We start from the raw sequence: 17,986 nt of genomic DNA on the forward strand, positions 1-17,986 counted from the left end.
GACACCACGACCGGTGTCGTGCGCCGACCCTAGAACGACGGACCCCGGAGGCAGGCCGCCCGCGTGGGAGGACACGGGCGGCCTGCCGGGCCGGGCGACACCGGCCGATGACACGGCTACGGCAGCGCGACGGGGCGCGCGAGGGTTTCGTCGAGGTCGTTGCGCAACGTCGCCTTGGTGTCGTTGATGCGCTTCCACTCGGGATGCGTCGCGAGCAGCGCGACCTTGTATGCATCCTTGACCTCGGACTTGCGCGCGAAGGCCTGCTCGCCTGCGTACTCGGTGACGAGCAGCGACAGCGGCTTGCCGGCATCGCCGGACACCGGCCGCTCGAGGTACATCGTGTAGCGCGTCATGATCCCCGAGAACACCTGGTTGGACATGTTCGGCACGATGTAGGCCTCGGTGTAGTCGCGGTACGCGGCCGGCGCGACCAGCGGCTCGTAGCGGCCGATCACGAAGATCGATGCCGCGCCGTCACGTGCGCGCTTCTCGTGGTGGACCACGACGTCGGCACGACGCACGCGCAGCGGCGCAGCGAGCTTCGCGGCCGCATCGCGGCGCCAGGCTTCGTAGCGCGCCTCGTCGGGGAACTCGACGATCGCGAGCGAGGCGAGTCCGGGCGGTTCGGGACCGTCGAACTGCTTGAGCAACGTCACCGACGACGCGTGATTCGCGCTGCGCCACGCCGCGACGTGCTTCGCATGATCGGCGGGTACGGCCTGCCCGGCCGGCACGCTGACGAGCACATGCGCAGGCTCGGCGAGCGCGACCGCGGGCGACATGAGCGAGAGCCCGATCGCCGCGGCGAGCGCGAACGAGGGCACGAGGGACGAGGCCGGCATGGCGTTCTGTGCGTAAGCGGCCATGGCTCAGTCGATCCGGCGGTGCTTGGGCAGCTTGACCTGCTGCGAGAGGACTTCGCCGGAGCGGCGGTCGATCATGAGCTTGACCTTGCGCAGCTCGGCGTCGTGGCCTTCGACCTCGACGAGCAGGTCGCGGATCTCGATCTCCTTGACCTGGATGCCCTGCGCGGTGACACGGCGCTCGATCTCGTCGAGCGACAAGGTGCCCGGTGCGCCGTTGGACTGCGCATGCGCGGACGGGACGACGACGTGGCCGACGGCGGTGCCGGCCAGCAAGGCCAGGGCGGTGGCGAGGGATGCGGTACGGATCGACATGACGTGCTCCTGTGTGGCGGATGGATGCCTCGCGGCGGGATCCGTTCTACGCAGGCCGCCCTGACACGCCCCGTGCGCTGGATGTCAGTCTGGTGTCAGCGAACGCGTGCGAGGCTTGGTCGATGAACCGCCGCCGCATCCTCCTCGCCGTGCTCGCCTGCGCGTCACTCGCGCCTGTCGCGACCGGTGCCCAGGACACGTCGAAGGACGACAAGAAGGAGCGCAAGAAGCGCGCCCAGCGCGAGGCGCTCGAAGCGTTGCGGCGCGGCGAGATCCTGCCGCTCGCACGCATCCTCGAGATCGCCGTGCGCGAGGTGCCAGGCGACGTCATCGAGGTCGAGTTCAAGGGCGGCCCGGTGTACGAGATCAAGGTGCTCACGCCGGCCGGACGCATCCGCGAGGTCAAGCTCGATGCGCGCAGCGGCGACCTGCTGTCGGTGAAGGACGACTGAGATGCGCGCCCTGCTCGTCGAGGACGATCCCGATGTGCGCGCCGACGTCGCGCTCGCGCTGCAGGGCGCGGGCTTCGTCGTCGACGAGGCCGCGGACGGCGAGCACGCCTGGTTCATGGGTGGCACCGAGGATTACGACGTCGGCGTGATCGACCTCGGCCTGCCGCGCCTCGACGGCCTTTCCATGCTGCGCCGCTGGCGCGCCGACGGTCGCGACTTCCCGGTGCTGATCCTGTCCGCGCGCGGCGACTGGGCCGAGAAGGTCGAAGGCATCGAGAGCGGCGCCGACGACTACCTCGCCAAGCCGTACGAAGCCGGCGAACTCGTCGCGCGCGTGCGCGCGCTCGTGCGCCGTGCCGCCGGTCGCAGTTCGCCCGTGATCGCCTGCGGCCGCCTCGTGCTCGACACGCGCCGCATGACCGCCTCGCTCGACGGACGCGCCCTGCGCCTGTCGCCACTCGAGTTCCGCTTCTTCGACTACCTCGCCCACCAGGCCGACCGCGCCGTCTCGGCAGGCGAACTCGCCGAACACCTTTACGGCGCCCAGGAGAGCGGTGACGCCAACGCGATCGAGGCGCTCGTCATGCGCCTGCGCCGCAAGGTCGGCGCCGATCTCATCGAGACACGCCGCGGCTTCGGCTACCTGATCGCCGGCACGCGCGCATGACCTCGGGGTCGCTGCGGCTGCGCCTGCTCGTCGGCGCCGCCGTCGCGATCCTCGCCGCGATGATCCTCGCGTGGCTGTCGATGACGGTGCTGTTCGCGCGCCACATCGAACGTCGCACCGCGACCGAACTCACCTACGACGCGGTCGAGCTGCTCGCTGGCCTGCGCGTCGGACAGGACGGCACGCCGGTCGTCGATTCGCCGCCCGGCGATCCGCGCTTCGACATGCCGAGCAGCGGGCTGTACTGGCAGGTCACGACACCGGCCGGGTCCGTACAGTCGCGCTCGCTGTGGGACGAGAGCCTGCCCGAGCCACGCGCGACCGCCGCCGCGGACTGGACCACGCGCCTCGCGGAAGGACCGTTCGGCCAGCGCGTCTTCGTGATCGAGCGCGAGGTGCATCCGCCGGGTGCCGACGGCCCCGCGCTCGTGCAGCTCGCGCTCGACACCGACGAGCTGATCGCGGCACGCCACGAGTTCGGTCTCGAGCTCGCCTCGTTCCTCGGCGTGCTGTGGATCGCGCTGCTCGGCGCAGCCTGGCTGCAGGTGCGCCTCGGCCTGCGCCCGCTCGCGGCGATCCGCGCCGAACTCGCGACGATGCGGCGTCATCCGGCCATGCGCATGAGCGACCGCCACCCGCGCGAGATCCGGCCGCTGCTCGATGCGATCAATGAACTCGCCGAGGCGCGCGAGGGCGATCTTTCGCGCGCGCGTCGCCGCGCGGCCGACCTCGCGCATTCACTCAAGACCCCGCTCGCGGCACTCAGCGCGCAGAGCCGGCGCGCACGCGCGGCCGGCGCGGTCGAAGCCGCCGACGGCCTCGACCGCGCGATTGCCTCTTCGGCCGCGGCGGTCGAAACCGAACTCGCACGTTCGCGCGCCGCGGCCCTGCGTCACGCCGGCGGCGTGCGCGAGTGCTCGCCGCACGATGTCGCCGAGCAGGTCATCGGCGTCGTCGAGCGCACCGAGGCTGGCGCACGCCTCGCGTTCGAGGTCGATGTCGAGGAGACGCTGCGGCTGCCGGTCGACCACGACGACCTCACCGAGATCCTCGGCGCGCTGATCGAGAACGCGGCGCGCTTCGCACGACGTCGCGTGCGCGTTGCCGCGGGCGCGTCGGACGACCGCATCACGCTCGGTGTGGAAGACGACGGCAAGGGTCTCGACGTCGATGCCGGGATCGCGCTCGCGCGCGGCGGACGCCTCGACCAGTCCGGCACGCTCCATCATGGCCTCGGCCTCGCGATCGCACGCGACCTCGTCGAGGCCTCGGGCGGCACGATCGAACTGGAACGCGCGGAGCTCGGCGGCCTGCGCGTCGCGATGACGTGGACGTCGCGGACCGATTGATCGCCACGCGTCAGACGAGGCGGCGTCGAGGCGGATGCAACGGGGCCGTCCCGCGCAGTCGCGCGACATCGGCCTGCCATGCGGGAATGAACGGCGGCATCGCCTTGCGCGACGCGCCGAGGACGCTCCCGGCGGCCCGCATGACGCCGGGCCACCGGAAGCGTGGGCGGACTTACTTGACCGGCTTGAACAACGCGGCCGCGTCGGGAATGCGCGAGGCGATGCCGTCGCGGATCGCGAGGCCGGGCTTGAGGAAATCGGTGTCGATGCGCGTGTCGCCGGCGTCCTTCTTGAACGCGATGATCATCGCCGCGGCGATGTACTCGCCGGACGTGTCCTTGAGCGGCAGCGCGATCGAGACCTTCTTGCCGTAATCGGGCGTGCCCCACTTCGACTCGACCTGGCTCACGCCCTTGAGGATGCTGCGCAGGTCGCCGACCGAGGACTCGTTGCCGATGCGGTCCGGGAACGAGCCCGCGAACATCGTGTAGACCTCCTTCGTGCCGGGCGGCGTGCCGTGCATCGTGATGCTCATGATTTCCGGGTGCTTGGCCATGAGTTCGTCGACGATCACCTGGCCGGCGATCTTGACGCCCTCACCGGGACCGACCCAGTTCTTCGGTGTGTTCGGCGTGGACGCCGCGCGCGGGATCGCCTCGGCGGCGAACGCGGCGGGCAACGACATCGCGAGCGCGATGCCGAGGAACAGACTTCTGGCGTGCGTGGTGTTCATGCAATTCCTCCCTCGGGAATGATGGCGGCGCGATGCTGCGCGGCCTCGGCTTCTGTGAGCCCGGCCACGCTACGGCGCGAAGCTGTCGCCTTTCTGTCGTGCGTGGCGCGCGCGATGCGGCGTCACGCGACACCCCGAAGGGATCGACGCATGGCATGTGAAACGGCGTTCTTCAGGCAGGAATCCGAAGGAAGGGATGCTGCAATGCAGCGCATCGAAGGTGCACGCGACGCGCGATCGTCCGTACCGATGGGGTCACCCGTGCACGGCGATGCGATCGATGTGACGGGGGGCTCAGCCGCGCGTGTCGAGCGCGAGCAACGCGCGCAGGTCGTCGACCACGGCGACCGCTCCGGCGCCCGCGAGATCGAGCGCATGGTGGTAGCCATAGCTCACGAGTACGACGGGCATGCCGGCCGCGCGTGCGGCGAGCAGGTCACTCTCGGAATCGCCGACCATGAGGCAGGCCTCGGCGGCGACACCGAACCGATGCGCGAGATGCAGCAGCGGCAGTGCGCTCGGCTTGCGCTCGGCGAGCGTGTCGCCGCCGACGATCGCCTCGACATGCACGCCGAGACCGAGCGCGTCGAGCAGCGGCGCGACGAAGGCTTCGTTCTTGTTCGTGCATACGGCGACGTGCACGCCGCGCGCGCGCAGGCCCGCGAGCGCGTCGGCGACGCCGTCGTAGGCGTGCGCGCCGAGCGCGGTGTCGCCGTAGTGGACGAGGAAACCCGGCATCACCGCATCGAGCTCCATCATGCCGCCGGCCGCGTCGAGCGCGCGGCGCATGAGCACGCGCGACCCCTCGCCGACCCAGGCGATGACCTGATCGGTCGTGAACGTCGGCAGCGACCAGTCGCGCAGCGTGCGGTTGACCGCCTCGGCGATGTCGGCGGCGCTGTCGACGAGCGTGCCATCGAGGTCGAAGATCACGAGGCCGTACGGGTAGGTCATGCGGGATTCCGGTGGACGGTCATCGCGCGCAGTGTGACAGCGACGCTCGGGCACGTCGCTGCGGTGGTCTGGCGCAGAGGCATCGACCGCCAGGCACGTGGCGCGTGGACGCGCGGCCACCGACCACGCGCATCGTCAGAACGTGATCTCGACCGACGCCGCACTGCGCGTCGCCTCGCCGTGGTACACGGCCTCGATGTTGTTGCCGTCGGGATCGAGCACGAACGCGGCGTAGTAGCCCGGGTGGTAGGGGCGTTCGCCCGGTGCGCCGAGGTCCTCGCCACCGTTCGCGAGCGCCGCGGCGTGGAAGGCGTCGACCATTGCACGGTCGGCGGCCTGGAACGCGAGGTGGTGGCGCCCGGTCAGCTCGCCTTGCGCGGCCTCGCTCGAGGCGGTCGACACGAACAGCTCGTCGGCCCAGAAATGATCGTCGGCCTCGCCGCCGATCGGCATGCCGAGCACCTCGAACACGGCGCCGTAGAAACGCCGGCTCGCCGGGAGGTCACGCACGACGAGCTGGAGGTGGTCGATCAGGCGACCGCGATGCAGGTGCTGGGCTTCCATGGAGGTACCTCGCTGGGCAGGGCGGTGCAGCGTCGCGCGCCGGCCCTGAAGGTCGCGACAACGGGCCCGGGTTGGTCGTCGCGCTCGGGCCGACTATGCTTGTCGGCCGCGTCCTGCCACCGGTCACGCATGTCCCGATCCCACGAGCCGTACGACGTCCTCGTCGCCGGTGGTGGCGCCGCCGGCGTCCTCGCGGCGCTGCACCTGCTGCGCCAGCCCGGCGCGCCGCTGCGCGTCGCGCTCGTCGAGCGCGGCACGCCCGGCGAGGGCATCGCCTACGGCACGGACCGTCCCGAGCACGTGCTCAACGTGATCGCGAAGCGCATGAGCGCCTTCGACGACGTGCCCGACGACCTCGTGCGCTTCCTCGCCGCCGGCGATGCCGGCGCGGCCGACACGCTCGGCCAGCGCTTCGTCGCACGCCGCGACTACGCGCGCTACCTCGCGACGCGCCTCGAGGAGGCCATGCACGCCACACCCGGCGCGCTGACCCATGTGCGCGGCGACGTGGTCGACCTCGCACACGAGGGCACGTCGTATACGGCGACGCTGGCCGACGGCACGCTGCTGCAGGCTCGTGCCGTCGTACTCGCGCTCGGCAACACGCTGCGGAAACTGCCGGTCGACACCGGCGCGCTCGCGCGCGGCGTGGCGATCGAGGCCTGGGACGCTTCCGCGATCGCGGCGATCGGGCGCGACGCGGACGTCTGCATCGTCGGCTCGGGCCTCACGATGGTCGACGTGCTCGCCACGCTCGATGCGACCGGCCATGCCGGACGCGTGCACGTGCTGTCGCGCCACGGCCATCTTCCGTTGCCGCATGCCGCACACGGTTCGCAGTCAGGCGATGCACACGACCTCGCCGGCCTGTCGCTCACTCGTCTGGTGCGCCTCGTGCGCGATGAGGCACGCAGGCGCATGGCAGCCGGTGAACCCTGGCAGTGGACGATGGATCGCTTGCGCCCGCACGTACAGGGGCTGTGGTCCACGCTCGGCATCGCCGACCGCAGGCGCTTCCTGCGCCACGTCGTGCGTCAGTGGGACATCCATCGCCATCGCATCGCCCCCGCGTCCGCGGCGATCGTGGAGGCGGCGCGCGCCTCCGGGCGTCTCGTCGTGCATGCGGGACGCCTCACCGCGATCGATCCACGCGACGGCGGTGCGGACCTGCGCTACCGCCCGCGTGGCCATTCGGAGGGGCAGGTGCTGCACGTCGACCACGTCGTCAATGCGATGGGGCTCGAGACCGCCGCGCAGCGCATCGACAACCCCCTCGTGCGGGCGCTCCTCGCGCACGGCCTCGCGACGCCCGGGCCGCTGGGCCTCGGCGTCGCCACCGATGCGAGCGGCGCCTTGCGCGACCGCGACGGCCAAGCCGACGCATCGCTTCTCGCGATCGGCAGCCTGCGCATCGGCGAACTGTGGGAGAGCCTCGCGATTCCCGAACTGCGCACGCAGGCCGCCGACGTCGCACGCCACGTGCGTAAGTTGCTCGACGGGATGTCGACACCCGCGGCCTGAGCGGCTCACGCGGGCGTGCTTCGGCTCGTTCGCCTGCGCCTGCCCCGGTGACCCCATGCCGGTGACGTGACGGCACCGCGGAGACGCGAGGTCGCGAGCATCCACGAATTGGGGCCACACGCTGGTGGCCGCTCGTAAGCCGGGGTCAGGTTCATTTGCCCGTGCCAATGGCACGAAGATCAGCCGCACCTCGGGGCAAATGAACCTGACCCCAGCCCCAGCGGCCCCAGCACCGATTCAATCCCCGCGCGTGGCGCGTTCGCGTTCTTCCTTGCTCAGCACCGCCGGTGCGACGACGGGTTCGCCGGCCTCGTCGAAGAACGGTGTCGGGCGATGCGCGCCGGCGAGTTTCGCGACGATCATCGTGCGCACGAGACGCAGGATCGCGACGCCGTTGCGCAGCGGCGTGCCGGCGACATGGCCGCGCGCCGAAGCCGTCTCCAGCACGGCGCGGATCGGACCGAACGAGGCTTCGAGCGACGGTTCGCCGTGGACGAGGCAGCGGTCGACGAGGCCGACGTACGGCACCTTCGGGTTGCGCGGCGTGTTCGCGATCGGCGTGTCGCAGCAGCGCGCATACCAGCGCAGCAGGCCTTTCGGCGAGAGCGACAGGCAGGCGAGCTGGTCGAGCCCCTGTGTCAGACGAACGTACCGCGGCGGTGTCGCGACGATCGAGGTGCCACCGTACGTGTCCAGCACGCCGGCCTTGCCGAGCGCGTTCGCGTAGGCCTGGCAATCCTTGCAGTAGCACAGCGCGCGGGTCGCCTTGTGCGTCTCGGCGACATGGCCGCGCAGCGTGCCGCAGTCGCATTGCAGGGGATGGTCCATCGCATGCCCTCCTCGATCGGGTGATGCCGGGATGTCAGACGCCCGGCGGCACGTAGCCGCCCGCATGCAGCGCGGCGAGCGGCGCGAACAACGGTGACGGCAGGTCGCTCCACGCGAACCACTGCCAGCCGCGGCACTTGCCGGGCTCGAGCACGATCGCCTCGCCGCGCGGTGCGTTCGCGACCACGAACAGCGTGACGTAATGGCGCGTGCCATCGACGAGATCGTTGCTCCACGGCGCCCGCGTGATGCCTGCGATCTCGAGTCCGGTCTCCTCGAGCACCTCGCGCGCCGCGCAGGCCTCGACCGTCTCACCGTACTCGAGGTGTCCGCCCGGCAACGCCCAGGTGCCCGCCCCATGGGAGCCCGCACGTTCGCCGAGCAGCACGCGGCCGTCGCGCACGAGGATCACGCCGACGCCGACCCGGGGCTGATTCGCATCCATCGGCGCAGTCTAGTCGTCGCGGCTTAACGCGTGTTGGCCATGCGGTCGCGACCCGCTCTCGGTTGCACCGCGATTCAACCCCCCGGCGTAACGCTGCGCATCTCCCGCACGAGGAGCACACCATGCCCCGCTCCGCCATCGACATCGCCAAGGCCTGCTTCCAGGCCTACGCCGACAGCGACCGAGCCGCCCTCGAGGCGCTCATCGCGGACGATCTGCGCTTCACGAGCCCGCTCGACCACGGCATCGATCGCACCACGTACTTCGAACGCTGCTGGCCGAACCATGCGCAGGTCGAGCGCTTCACGTTCGTCCACGCCGCCGCGGACGGCGATGCGGTGTTCATCACCTACATCGGCCATCGCCACGACGGCAGCGGATTCCGTAACACCGAGCGCCTGCGCGTGCAGAACGGCAGGATCACCGAGGTGGAGGTGTACTTCGGCTGGGACGTGCCGCATCCGGCTCCCGCGGGTGGCTACCTCGACGCCTGAACCGGCACGTCCGCGCGGGCGGGCATGACGCGCATCGCGGCCGCCGCACATGGCATGCTGATGCGGTATCCCATGCGTCACGAGGAATGCCCATGCGCGGTCTCGACTTCAGCTCGTGGCAGGCTGTACTGACGACCCTCGTCGGCCTCGCCGTGATCACGCTGATCGGCGTCGGCATCCGCCTGCTCGCGATGCAGACCGTGCAGCAGCGTCGCGAGCGCGAGAACCGCCAGATCAACGAGCGCCTGCGCACGCTGATCGCGGCCTACAAGACGCTCGGCGGTTCGTTCACGGGCGCGCTCGATGTCGACCCCACGCATCTGCGCGACCTGCGCCGACGCGTCGCGGAACGCGCCTCGGCACCATCGTCGACGACCGACCACGCGCCCATCATGTTCGACGACACCGGTAGCGACCGCTCGCGGCGCATCCGCGACGCCGTCGAGGCGGCGCTCTCCGACATCGTGCTGCTCGGTACCGACGAGCAGGTGCGGCTCGCCGCACACGCCGCGACCGAACTCGCCGCGGGACGGCCGATCCACACCGCCGAGCTCGTGGTCTCGCTGCGCGACTTCATCCGCCGCGTGCTCGGCCTCGAGGCGATCCCGGCCGATGTCGTGATCCCGAAGCAGGGGCCGGCCCGCCCCGGCGCGGCATCGAAGGGCAAAGGCGACGCGGCCGGCAAGGAGGGCGGCGAACGGGGCGGTAGCGGCCGCGGCGGTGGTGCAGGCGGTGGCATGGGCGGCGGTGCCGGACTCGGCATGGCGGCAGGCGCAGGTGCCGGCATCGGCTACGCGATCGACGAGGGCCAGGACACGCCTCGTGGCTGACGAGAAACGATAACGCCTGAGTCAACGACGCGCGGGAGTCTTCCGCTGGCGAGGACCGAAGCGGCCCTTCGCAGCCGCACGCACGATGCGCTGGAACGTCGGGCATTCCGCATGGCTCGGTGCGCTGCAGCGTGCGGCATGGCGCAGGCCGTCGCGCATCGCGGCGAGGCGCGCGATCGTCGCATCGAGTTCGTCGGCCTTCGCGTCGAGCGCGGTGCGATCGAGCTGCACGCGACCGTCGTTCGCGATCATGTTCGCGATGTCGACCAGCGCGAAACCCGCCGCGCGCCCGAGTGCGACCAGTGCGAGCCGTTCGAACACGTCGTCGCGATAGACACGGCGCAGCCCGCGCCGGCCGATCGGCGTGACGAGGCCGAGCGTTTCGTAGTGGCGCAGCGTCGCCGGCGTCACGTCCGCGCGCCGTACCACCTCGCCGATGTCCCATTCAGCCACGGCTTGACCTCATGTCGACCCGAGGTTGCACGATGGCGGCATCGCCTCGACGAGGCAATACGGAACCGGACCATGAGCGACGCTCCCTCACCTCCCGTCGACCAGACCGCGCTCTGGAACGGCGACGCCGGCCACGCCTGGGTCGACCTGCAGGCCACGCTCGACGCACTGTTCGCGCCGATCGCCGAGCATCTCGTCGACACCGCCGTCGATGCAGAAGCCCGCGACGTGCTCGACGTCGGCTGCGGCACGGGCGCGACGACGCTCGCGCTCGCACGCCGGCTCGGGCCCGCGTCGCGCTGCACCGGCGTCGACGTCTCGGCGCCGATGCTCGAACTCGCGCGCACGCGAGCGGCCGATGCCGGCCTCGACGCGGCGTTCGTGCTCGCCGATGCGCAGACGCATGCGTTCGATCCGGCGACGTTCGACCGCATCGTGTCGCGCTTCGGCGTCATGTTCTTCGCCGATCCGGTCGCTGCGTTCGCAAACCTGCGCCGTGCCTCGCGCAGCGTTGCCGCGCTGCACGCGATCGCGTGGCGCAGCGCCGACGACAACCCGTTCATGACGACGGCCGAACGCGCCGTCGCCTCGCTGCTGCCGCCGTTGCCGCCGCGACGCGCCGACGGCCCCGGCCAGTTCGCGTTCGCGAATCCCGCACGCGTGCGCGACATCCTCGCCGACGCCGGATGGCGCGACATCGTGCTCACGCCACTCGATACGCCGTGCGCGATGCCGCGCGACGCGCTCGAAGGCTACGTCACGCGCCTCGGCCCGGTCGGCCTCGCGCTGCGCCAGGTCGACGATGCGACACGCGAGCGCGTGGTCGAGGCACTGCATGAGGCGTTCGTCTCGTACATCTTCGGCGACGAAGTGCGCTTCACCGCGGCGTGCTGGTCGATCGAGGCACGCACACCCTGACACGATCGACGCCTAGAACGGCCCCGCCTCACGCTCGCGCCGGGAGCGTGCCGCCTCGAGATCCTCGAGCACGTGGATGCCGACGCCGCGGCGCTTGGCCTCGCGCTTGGCCGATGCCGCGAGCGAGGCAAATTCCTCGGGACTGCCGAGAGCGCCGGGCTCGACCCTGACCACGCCCATCATGAGCGTGGTCAGCGGGAACGTCGCGTAGCGGCCGCTGCGATCCTCGCCTTCGAGCACGCCGCGCTCGAGGTCGTGCGCATCGAACAGCGCGCGTGCGGCCACGTTGAACTCGGCGATGATGCGCTCGCACAGGGCGAGGCCGTCCTCGCTCTGCAGCAGCAGCACGAAATCGTCGCCGCCGACGTGGCCGACGAAATCCCAGCGCGCGTCGACGTGCTTGACCAGCGTCGTCGCGACGAGCTGGATCATGCGGTCGCCGCGGAAGTAGCCGTACTGGTCGTTGTAGGGCTTGAAGCTGTTGAGGTCGCAGTAGCAGGCCAGGAACGTGCGGCCGGTGTCGAGCAGCCGCCCGATGTGCTCGGTGATCGGGATGTTGCCGGGCAGGAACGTCAGCGGGTTCGCGTAGCGCGCCGCCTCGATGCGCAGCTCGGTGACGCGGCGCACGAGCGCTTCACCGGCACCGACGCCGCGATACTGGCCGTTCTCGGTGATGATGAAACCGTCCGAGAGGTAGCGCTGGTCCTCGCCGAGCAGGATCTCCGACATCTCGTCGATGCTCTGGCCGACGTCGCAGACCACGGGCGAGGCATGCATGTGCAGCGTGCACGACTTCCTGCCGATGAGCTCGCGTGCGTACGGGATCGCCATCTGCTCGTTGAACACGCGGCGGTTGATGAGCCCGACCGGCTGGCCGCGCGCGTTGACGACCGGGATCGCACCGAGGCGCGGGTTGGCGCGGAACACGGCCTCGGCGGTGTCGTTGGTGCTCGTCTCGAGGATCGACGGCGCCGGCATCAGCATGTGCTCGGCGGTGATGCGCCGGAACGCCGACGGACGGCCGCCGCGCGGCCACACGGTCACGCGCGTCTCCTGCGCGGCTTCGACCGCGGCCGGTGTGCCGAGCGTGATGCCGGGTTCCGGCCGGCCAAGCAGGAAGCCCTGCGCATACGGGATGCCGAGCTCGCGCACGAGGCGCAGGTCCTCGAGGCGCTCGATGCCTTCGGCAATGAGGCGCGTGCCGTAACCTTCGGCGACCTGGATCAGCGCCTTGAGCACGTTGAGCCGCTCGGGACTGTCGGCGACCTCATGGATCAGGAAACGGTCGATCTTGACGAATTCCGGCGCGAGCTCGTGCCACATCTCGAAGTTCGAGTGGCCGTTGCCGAAATCGTCGAGCGCGATGCGCGCGCCGGCCGCGCGCAGGTAGCCGATCGCGTGGGCGAGGCGCTTGCAGTCCTCGACGATGTCACGCTCGGTCAGCTCGATGATGTAGCGGCCGAGGTCCTGTCCCGCCGCCTGCAGGCTCTCGAGCACGAGCTGCGGCTTCGCATCGCCGCGCAGGATCGCATTGACGCTGAGGTTGACGAGCAGGCGTCCGCCGTTGTCGAAATCGAATTCGGACGCGGCCCGACGCACGCTCGCCGCCTCGAGGTCACCGAGACGTCCCGCCACGCGCGCCGCATCGAGCAGCTCGAGCGGCGAGCGCCCGTCCTCGGGGCGCATGAGCGCCTCGTGGCCGGTGATGCGTCCGTCGCGCAGGCGCACGATCGGCTGGAACACGATGCGGAACGCGGGCATCGACGTGCGCGACATCGCCGGGGACGCCCCTCCTCGTGGAACATCGCTGCGCTGGAACGGATGACGACGCATGGCGCGGCCTCTGTGACGACTGAGGGGATCGGCATGCGGGTGATCCGTCACGGGAGCGCAGGCCCCACCCTGCCTGCGTCCATGCGAGGCATTGCAGCGGACGAATGTGACATTCGTGCGAAAGTGACCTGAACGCGATGACGGTTCAGCTTCACCGCGCGGCGGCCTCCGATCGACGCGACGATGTTGCAGATGCACCTTTTTCGTGGGCTCCGGATGCCCATCGTGGTCATTCCGACATGCCGGCAGGCTAGACTCCGCGCCCCGCGCCTGCGCCGCGCACGATTCGTGCATGGCATGCGCGGCTGAAATCCCAGGGGAACTCCGATGTTCGAGCACGTCCGCAGCGTCACGCCGTCCGGCGTGGCGTGTCGCGCCATCGTCGCCGCGCTCGCCTTCGCTGCCGCGGCCCCCGCCGCGCTCGCGCAGACGATCGTGCCGAATCCTTACCTGCACAACGACCTAGCGCCGTGGAGTGCCTTCACGTCGACCGCACCCGACCCGATCGGCTCCGGCGCCGCACCGGTGTGGCAGCCGTCACCCGACGTGAACAGCAGCGCGGCCTCGGGCTCGGCGCGCATCACGCTGGCGCCGTCGGCGCCGGGCGCCGCCTCGGGCATCGCGCAATGCGTGGATTTCGGTATGCCGACCGCCGTGTCGTTCTACAACGTCGACATGGCGTTCCATGTCGCCGATGCCGCCGTTCTCGACGGCAGCACGAGCATCGATGTCGAGGTGCGCCTGTTCGCGGATACGGGCTGCATGGGCTTCCTCAGCGGCGGCACGCAAGGCCAGGCCTTGTCCGCACCGTCCGTGCCCATCGCGACGTGGTACCGCATCGCCGACAACCACTTCGTGCCGCAGGGCGCGCCGCTCACGGCGGCCAGCGCGCAGGTCCGTGCCTACCTGCGCCAGACCGGCACCGCGCCGACCCAGGCGCAGTACACCGTCGCGCTCGACCAGTTCGTGCTCGTGCTCAACAGCACGACGCCGGTCGAACTGCTGCACTTCAACATCGACTGAGGGGCGCACCGTGATCCGATCCTTCATCCGCAGCGCCACGCTCGCGCTGCTCGCGACGGCCGCCTTCGAGGCCGCCGCCGCGCCGTGTCCGACCACCACCGTCGAGACCCCTCATCCCCTTCCCAGTGCCGCGGTCGGCGTCGCGTACGCGCAGACGTTCAACGCGAGCAACGCGAACGCCTCGGCGTTCACGTTCGCGATCACGAGCGGCCTGCCGTCCGGCACCGGATTCGCGATCGCCGCAACCGGCCCGTCGTCGGCCACACTCTCGGGCACGCCGACCACGGCTGCGGACTACATCGTCACCACGACGGCGACCGATGCGAACGGTTGCAGCGGCGGCCGCGTGTTCGCGCTGTCCGTCGCGCCCGGTCCGCAGACCATCACGTTCACCTCGACCGCGCCGGTCGGCGCGAGCGTCGAAGGTCCCGCCTACACGGTTGCCGCGACCGCGAGCTCGGGTCTGCCCGTGGCGTTCTCGATCGCGTCCGCATCGAGCTCGGTATGCGCGATCTCGGGTAGCAGCGTGTCGTTCCAGTCGGCCGGCACCTGCATGATCCTCGCCGACCAGGCCGGTGACGCGAACCACGCACCGGCACCGCAGGTGCAGCAGAGCTTCACGGTCGAGCCGGGCGACCAGACGATCACGTTCACGTCGACCGCGCCTGCCGCAGCCGTCGTCGACGGCCCAACCTACACGGTCGCCGCGACCGCGACGTCCGGCCTCGCCGTGACGTTCTCGATCGACGTCTCCGCCAGTGCGGTGTGCGCGCTTGCGGGCACCACCGTGAGCTTCACGGGTGCCGGCACCTGCGTCGTCAACGCGAACCAGGCCGGCGACGCGGACTACACGCCCGCGCCGCAGGTGCAGCAGAGCTTCACGGTCGGCCAGGCCAGCCAGACCATCACGTTCACCTCGACCGCGCCGTCGAACGCGGTGTTCGGTGGCCCGACCTACACGGTGGCCGCGACGGCCTCGTCGGGACTGCCGGTGGCCTTCACGATCGACGCTTCGGCGAGCACGGTGTGCACGATCACCGGCTCGGCCGTGAGCTTCACGGGTGCCGGCACCTGCGTCGTCAACGCGAACCAGGCCGGCGATGCGGACTACACGCCCGCGCCGCAGGTGCAGCAGAGCTTCGCGGTCGGCCAGGCCAGCCAGACGATCACGTTCACCTCGACGCCGCCGTCGAATGCCGTGTTCGGCGGCCCGGGCTACTCGGTCACCGCGACGGCCTCGTCGGGACTGCCGGTGGCGTTCACGATCGACGCCTCCGCGAGCGCGGTGTGCACGATCACCGGCTCGACCGTGAGCTTCACGGGCGTCGGCACCTGCATCGTCAACGCGAACCAGGCCGGCAACGCGAACGTGCAGCCCGCCGCCCAAGCTCAGCAGGCGTTCGCGGTGGCGCGAGCCGACCAGACCATCACGTTCACATCGACCGCACCGGCCGGCGCCGTGTTCGGCGGCCCGACCTACACGGTCTCGGCGACCGCGAGCTCGGGCCTCGCCGTGTCGTTCGCGATCGACGCGAGCGCGACCTCGGTGTGCTCGATCAGCGGCACCACCGTCAGCTTCACGGGTGGCGGCACCTGTGTCGTCAACGCGAACCAGGCCGGCGACGCCCACTGGAATCCTGCCCCGCAGGTCCAGCAGAGCTTCGCGGTCGCACGGGCCAGCCAGACGATCACGTTCACCTCGACCGCGCCGGCGAGTGCGCAGGCCGGCGGAACGTACGTCGTGTCGGCGACGGCGACGTCCGGCCTCCCGGTCGCGTTCACGATCGACGCGGCCTCGACGACGGTCTGCTCGATCGCCGGCAATACGGTGACGTTCAACGCCGCCGGCACCTGCACGATCGACGCGAACCAGGCCGGCGACGCGAATCACGCGCCAGCTCCGCAGGTCCAGCAGAGCGTCACGGTCTCCGCGTGCATCACGCTCGCGGTCGGTGAAGTCGCGCATCCCGCGATGCCCGGAGGCTCGACCCTGTGCATCCACAACAGTGCGGGCGCCGATGCCGAGTACACCTACCTGCCGATCAACTTCGCGACCGCGGGCAGTGCGACGTTGAGCGCGACCGGCACCGGCATCGTCGCCGTGAGCGGCCCGCCGACGCCGCCGCCCGGCCCGGAAGCGTCCATCGCGCTCGCGCCGCTCGCGACGTCGTCGCCCGATGCGCACGTGCACGGCATGCCGACGCCCGAAGCGTTCGATGACGGGCGCTCGATCCAGGCCGCCGATCTCGTCACGCGTCCGCAAGGCGGCACGACGCCGCTCGTGGTCGGCCAGCTGATCGACCTCAATGCGGCGATCGGCAGCTGCGGCGTCGCGCCGAGCATACGCAAGGGCCGTGTCGAGGCCGTCACGACCGGCCAGCCCGCGGGCCAGCCGCGCCTCTATGCGGTGCAGGAGGTCATGGAGAACCAGCCGGGATCCGGCAACTGGACGCCTGCCATCGTCGGTGGCTTCGCGACGCAGGATTTCCAGAGCATCGTCGATGCGTTCGTGACGGAGCCGCCCGGTCTGGTGTACGGAGCCCCGAGCGGCACGACGTTGTCACAGTTGCGTACCGGCGCAATGCAGATCGCCGGCACGAACCTCGGCCAGGTGACGGATGTCGACAACAACGGTGGCGTCATCGTGTTCTTCACGCGCGCGATGAACGAGCAGTCCCCTCCCGCGTCGTCCACGGTCACGCCGGGAACGTTCCTTCCGCGTGACCTGTTCGCCTCCGCGAGCTGCCCCGGCAGCAACGAGGGCGAGATCCTGTACATGCTGATGCCGGACCCGACCGGTTCGGTCAACAGCAACGTGCGGACCGTCTCGTTCGTCTACGGCCAGTCGGTCTCGACGCTCGCGCATCACTACGCGCATCTGACGAACGCCGCGCGCCGGCTGTACGTCAACAGCGCAACAGGGCTCGAAGCCACCTGGCTCGACGAGGCGATCGCCTGGCAGGTGGGCGAACTCGTGTTCTACAACACGTCGGCCGGCCTCGCGCCGCGCCAGAACATCGTCCTGACGAACCTGAACACGGGCCCGAATGCCTCGACCCGCGTCAATGCGTTCAATACGCACATCAACGCCCGCTTCGGGAATGATCGCGATTGGTTCTTCCAGCTTGGCCTCACCAACAGCTCGCGACGCGTGGGCCCGCTGGCGCAGATGTCCGCCTCCTCGGCGGCCGATCCGAACGCCCACCAGAACGCCGTACCGACGTTCTCGATCCACGCGACCTTCCTGCGCTACATGCTCGACCGCAAGAACACGGGCGACGCGGCCCTGCTGCATGCCCTCGCCAATTCGACCGCATCGGGCATGGCGAACCTGCAGGCGGTATTCAACGAACCCCTTCAGGATTGGGCACGCGATTTCCTCGTGGCGATGTACACCGATGACGCGGTCGCCGGCATCGCGCCCGCCTACATGGCCCCGTCGTGGAACTACCGCTCCGTCTACGGCGGCCTCGGCGGCTTCCCGATGGCGGTCAATCCGCTCACGAACGGCACCGCGCTCCCGATGACGCTTCGACCCGGCGGCGGCGCGCGTTACCTGCGATTCGGCATCCCGGCCGGCGGCAATGCCGACCTCGCGCTGACGCAGGATGGCAGCACGCCCGGCGCATCGATCGTCGTCTCGGTCGTGCGCACGAAGTGACCTCTCCCTCCGCGCGGACACCTCGTCCGCGCGGAGGATCGCGGTTTGCGCAAGCCTCCGCGTTGCCATGTCCGGAAACG

At 70.4% G+C, this 17,986-nt stretch carries 18 protein-coding genes; 9 read left to right on the forward strand and 9 right to left on the reverse strand.

Translation table 11 applies throughout. The features are described from left to right. Positions 1–116: 116 nt before the first annotated feature. A complete protein-coding gene (locus tag ACQQ2N_RS04130; RefSeq protein ID WP_440224413.1) occupies positions 117–869 on the reverse strand; it encodes a hypothetical protein in 753 nt (250 codons plus the stop codon). 3 nt (positions 870–872) lie between these two features. Continuing rightward, positions 873–1,181 carry a PepSY domain-containing protein gene (locus ACQQ2N_RS04135; protein WP_440224414.1) on the reverse strand — a complete coding sequence of 103 codons (309 nt, stop codon included), beginning with the start codon at positions 1,179–1,181 and terminating at the stop codon, positions 873–875. Between the two features lie 122 nt (positions 1,182–1,303). Between ACQQ2N_RS04135 and ACQQ2N_RS04140 the strand changes: the two genes are divergently transcribed. Genes ACQQ2N_RS04140 through ACQQ2N_RS04150 form a run of 3 tightly spaced genes read left to right on the forward strand, consistent with a single transcriptional unit; the run spans position 1,304 to position 3,649 of the window. After that, positions 1,304–1,633: a PepSY domain-containing protein gene (locus ACQQ2N_RS04140; protein ID WP_440224415.1), complete on the forward strand. Its 330-nt coding sequence runs from the start codon at positions 1,304–1,306 to the stop codon at positions 1,631–1,633. A gap of 1 nt (position 1,634) precedes the next feature. After that, entirely contained in the window at positions 1,635–2,300 is a 666-nt protein-coding gene (locus ACQQ2N_RS04145; protein WP_440224416.1) for a response regulator transcription factor, read from the forward strand. Further along, positions 2,297–3,649: an ATP-binding protein gene (locus tag ACQQ2N_RS04150; protein WP_440224417.1), complete on the forward strand. Its 1,353-nt coding sequence runs from the start codon at positions 2,297–2,299 to the stop codon at positions 3,647–3,649. Before ACQQ2N_RS04145 ends, ACQQ2N_RS04150 begins: the two co-directional genes overlap by 4 nt. A gap of 172 nt (positions 3,650–3,821) precedes the next feature. Here the strand turns inward: ACQQ2N_RS04150 and ACQQ2N_RS04155 are convergent, their stop codons facing one another. The 3 genes from ACQQ2N_RS04155 to ACQQ2N_RS04165 all read right to left on the reverse strand — a co-directional run bounded on the left by ACQQ2N_RS04155 (position 3,822) and on the right by ACQQ2N_RS04165 (position 5,900). Next, a complete protein-coding gene (locus ACQQ2N_RS04155) occupies positions 3,822–4,382 on the reverse strand; it encodes a hypothetical protein (protein ID WP_440224418.1) in 561 nt (186 codons plus the stop codon). Between the two features lie 294 nt (positions 4,383–4,676). Further along, complete coding sequence (gene gph, locus ACQQ2N_RS04160) at positions 4,677–5,336, reverse strand: phosphoglycolate phosphatase (RefSeq protein ID WP_440224419.1); 660 nt, start codon at positions 5,334–5,336, stop codon at positions 4,677–4,679. Between the two features lie 135 nt (positions 5,337–5,471). After that, positions 5,472–5,900 carry a VOC family protein gene (locus ACQQ2N_RS04165; RefSeq protein WP_440224420.1) on the reverse strand — a complete coding sequence of 143 codons (429 nt, stop codon included), beginning with the start codon at positions 5,898–5,900 and terminating at the stop codon, positions 5,472–5,474. 129 nt (positions 5,901–6,029) lie between these two features. Here ACQQ2N_RS04165 and ACQQ2N_RS04170 point away from each other — a divergent pair, with 129 nt between their 5' ends. Then, positions 6,030–7,421: an FAD/NAD(P)-binding protein gene (locus tag ACQQ2N_RS04170; protein ID WP_440224421.1), complete on the forward strand. Its 1,392-nt coding sequence runs from the start codon at positions 6,030–6,032 to the stop codon at positions 7,419–7,421. Positions 7,422–7,658: 237 nt separating this feature from the next. Here ACQQ2N_RS04170 and ACQQ2N_RS04175 read toward each other — a convergent pair whose 3' ends face one another. Next, the gene (locus ACQQ2N_RS04175) at positions 7,659–8,249 is read right to left on the reverse strand and encodes a DUF6151 family protein (protein WP_440224422.1); all 591 of its coding nucleotides are present in this window, start codon (positions 8,247–8,249) and stop codon (positions 7,659–7,661) included. Between the two features lie 34 nt (positions 8,250–8,283). Next, the gene (locus ACQQ2N_RS04180) at positions 8,284–8,694 is read right to left on the reverse strand and encodes a nucleotide triphosphate diphosphatase NUDT15 (RefSeq protein WP_440224423.1); all 411 of its coding nucleotides are present in this window, start codon (positions 8,692–8,694) and stop codon (positions 8,284–8,286) included. 122 nt (positions 8,695–8,816) lie between these two features. Here ACQQ2N_RS04180 and ACQQ2N_RS04185 point away from each other — a divergent pair, with 122 nt between their 5' ends. Both ACQQ2N_RS04185 and ACQQ2N_RS04190 read left to right on the forward strand, forming a co-directional pair. Then, positions 8,817–9,188, forward strand: a complete 372-nt coding sequence (locus ACQQ2N_RS04185; RefSeq protein WP_440224424.1) for a nuclear transport factor 2 family protein — start codon at positions 8,817–8,819, stop codon at positions 9,186–9,188. 92 nt (positions 9,189–9,280) lie between these two features. Further along, positions 9,281–10,018: a hypothetical protein gene (locus ACQQ2N_RS04190; RefSeq protein WP_440224425.1), complete on the forward strand. Its 738-nt coding sequence runs from the start codon at positions 9,281–9,283 to the stop codon at positions 10,016–10,018. 21 nt (positions 10,019–10,039) lie between these two features. Here ACQQ2N_RS04190 and ACQQ2N_RS04195 read toward each other — a convergent pair whose 3' ends face one another. Further along, the gene (locus tag ACQQ2N_RS04195; protein ID WP_440224426.1) at positions 10,040–10,471 is read right to left on the reverse strand and encodes a helix-turn-helix domain-containing protein; all 432 of its coding nucleotides are present in this window, start codon (positions 10,469–10,471) and stop codon (positions 10,040–10,042) included. Between the two features lie 72 nt (positions 10,472–10,543). Here ACQQ2N_RS04195 and ACQQ2N_RS04200 point away from each other — a divergent pair, with 72 nt between their 5' ends. Beyond that, positions 10,544–11,389, forward strand: coding sequence for a class I SAM-dependent methyltransferase (locus tag ACQQ2N_RS04200; RefSeq protein WP_440224427.1), 846 nt, complete (start codon positions 10,544–10,546; stop codon positions 11,387–11,389). Positions 11,390–11,401: 12 nt separating this feature from the next. Here ACQQ2N_RS04200 and ACQQ2N_RS04205 read toward each other — a convergent pair whose 3' ends face one another. Continuing rightward, the gene (locus ACQQ2N_RS04205) at positions 11,402–13,165 is read right to left on the reverse strand and encodes a GGDEF domain-containing protein (protein WP_440224428.1); all 1,764 of its coding nucleotides are present in this window, start codon (positions 13,163–13,165) and stop codon (positions 11,402–11,404) included. A gap of 384 nt (positions 13,166–13,549) precedes the next feature. Here ACQQ2N_RS04205 and ACQQ2N_RS04210 point away from each other — a divergent pair, with 384 nt between their 5' ends. After that, positions 13,550–14,245, forward strand: a complete 696-nt coding sequence (locus ACQQ2N_RS04210) for a hypothetical protein (protein ID WP_440224429.1) — start codon at positions 13,550–13,552, stop codon at positions 14,243–14,245. A 10-nt stretch (positions 14,246–14,255) separates the two neighbouring features. After that, a complete protein-coding gene (locus ACQQ2N_RS04215) occupies positions 14,256–17,906 on the forward strand; it encodes a hypothetical protein (RefSeq protein WP_440224430.1) in 3,651 nt (1,216 codons plus the stop codon). Positions 17,907–17,986: the final 80 nt, after the last annotated feature.

Source organism: Dokdonella aquatica (genome assembly GCF_051987395.1).
Taxonomy (GTDB): domain Bacteria; phylum Pseudomonadota; class Gammaproteobacteria; order Xanthomonadales; family Rhodanobacteraceae; genus Dokdonella.